This window comes from Deinococcus budaensis (genome assembly GCF_014201885.1).
GTDB classification, from domain to species: Bacteria; Deinococcota; Deinococci; order Deinococcales; family Deinococcaceae; genus Deinococcus; species Deinococcus budaensis.
Map to the genome: position 1 here is coordinate 1 of NZ_JACHFN010000029.1, position 1,646 is coordinate 1,646.

2 pseudogenes are annotated in these 1,646 nt (G+C 54.2%); one reads left to right on the forward strand and one right to left on the reverse strand.

The window, feature by feature from the left end:
• A pseudogene (locus HNQ09_RS19065) lies at nt 1-87 on the forward strand (IS982 family transposase); the annotation flags it as partial.
• A gap of 135 nt (nt 88-222) precedes the next feature.
• Here HNQ09_RS19065 and HNQ09_RS18620 read toward each other — a convergent pair.
• Nucleotides 223-1,125: pseudogene (locus HNQ09_RS18620) on the reverse strand (ImmA/IrrE family metallo-endopeptidase); the annotation flags it as partial.
• Between the last annotated feature and the right edge of the window lie 521 nt (nt 1,126-1,646).

The following is a 1,646-nucleotide window of genomic DNA, read 5'->3' on the forward strand; positions in this document are numbered from 1 at the left end:
ATTCGTTCGGTGCAGACAAAAACGATGGGGTCACTGCGTCTGAGGACCGTCCTGGCCGTGATCGCCCATAACCTCAGCCAGCCCTAAACGACGTTTTCCTCTTGCATCGTCTTCGACGTAGGTTCCCATCTCCTGCTGGATATCTTTGGGGCTGAAGTCTTCGGCTTTGAGCTGACGATGATAGCCACGCGGCAGATGCCCTAACTGCTCTAATCTGAGGATGTATGCTTCTGTAGATACATGATGTTTTTGTGCGAGATACACCAAATCACCCACCGTCGGCTCCATGTCACCACGATGCTGGAAGTATTCACGGAGCTGCCTTCGCACGCCCGAAGCTGTCATCAGAAAGTTCATGGAAAAGAGGCGGGCGAACCGCTCAGCTCGGGTATTAACTTTATTGCTACGAACAACCTGAATATCAACGTTCTCAGGGTCGGAGGTAACGTGGCCGTACTCATGGGCGACGGTCATATCCTGCCGTGCTGAGGGATGTTTGGCGTTGATAGCGATGCATCCACCAAGTTGCGCTGCGTAACCGTAGAAGCCGTCAATTTTGGCGTCCATTGGTATACGAAAAATACGCAGTCCAACATTTTCCTCCAGGACCTCTTGCAGGTTTGGAATAGGCCCGTCACCCAGGTTCAGACGGCGACGCTCCTCCTGGGCAGCGTCTTCAGCGTACCCATCGATGTCTGAGACCCCTTTCAGGTTCCACTGCCGCCCAAAACGGGGCGAGGTCCGCTTCCCAAGTATCTGTTCCAACTCGACATACTGCACAGCGTACTTTTGCAGAAGCTTGATGGCTTCGTCCAAGGCGTCCTTCCGAGTGTCAAATAGGCTTTGCTCAATCAAGGTACGAAATTGTACCGCAAGATTAACGTCACCACTGTCAGGTTTGAGCAGGGTACTGAGGTCTACCTCGTACAGCTCGACCAGCTTGATTAGTTCTTCAGGAGTGACCCGCCGCTGACCCTTTTCAACAGCGACCATCGTCGTTCGAGCCACATTCAAGGCATCTGCCACCGCCTGTTGGGTGAGCTGAGAGTTGCGGCGGCGCGCTTCACCAAGCCGACGACCCATATCAACGGGGTCGATGCTCGCTAAAATCTGTTCGGCAGACATATGACCTCCTTTTTCACCGGGTGCCTACGGGCAAGCGGGTCATTGTGGTCCATTCCAAGACATACTGTTTGTATAGGGCCGCGAGCCTAGCTTCCAATTCAAGCCTGGGCATGTCCGGGAACAGGTTCTGAAGTCCCTCGACAGCTAGAAGCAAGTCCGGATAAGCTAACAAAACCTCTTGGAGAGGTCGATCAAGTCCCGTGCCCAGGGCCTTACGAAAACGATTGACCTGAAGGTCCATCAGCGTATACCAGCGGGCTTTCTCGATGGCTTTCCCGAGGAGGCTGATGGGTAAGCCATCCTTATACGGTCCATCTGCCGTTCCAGCATAGGCCGTTGACGCACGGCGCAAGAGACAGGAAGTGCAGATTCCGCAGTGGGCGACACTCACTGGTTCTCCCGATGCTCGGTCCTCTAAGCGCAACTTCCTCTCTAGGGGTCAAAAGTCAGGGTGAGGTATGAGAAGTCGGCTCCTGTACGGTGTTTTCTGCGATGAAGAACACCCGGAGCCGACCCCCTCA